The sequence below is a fragment of the Reichenbachiella sp. MALMAid0571 genome, assembly GCF_040151475.1.
GTDB lineage: Bacteria > Bacteroidota > Bacteroidia > Cytophagales > Cyclobacteriaceae > CAXBNB01.
The window spans coordinates 1-346 of sequence record NZ_JBDKWG010000034.1 but is presented as its reverse complement, the minus strand read 5'-3'; the positions used below and the strand labels follow the sequence as shown (position 1 = coordinate 346).

Here is a 346-nt window from a genome sequence, read left to right as displayed (position 1 = left end):
GGATGTGGCAGCAATTCGGTACAGACAAAAAACGTGACCGTGACCCCTTATGTGACCACTACAGCGATAACAGGCACGAGCAGTTTGTGCAGGAACTCTGTAGATACGGACTACAATGCAAGCGTTTCAAATGGAACGGGCACCTGGTCTATCACTTCGGGTGCAGGAACAATAAACAGTTCCGGTTTGGTTAATTGGGATAGCAGTTTTTCAGGTACCGCAGTGATTACTTATACAGGCACGGGATGTGGCAGCAATTCGGTACAGACAAAAAACGTGACCGTGACCCCTTATGTGACCACTACAGCGATAACAGGCACGAGTAGTTTGTGCAGGAACTCTGCAG

1 pseudogene is annotated in these 346 nt (G+C 48.6%); it reads left to right on the top strand.

From position 1 onward, the window contains the following. Positions 1–346: pseudogene (locus AAOP42_RS00455) on the top strand (hypothetical protein); the annotation flags it as partial.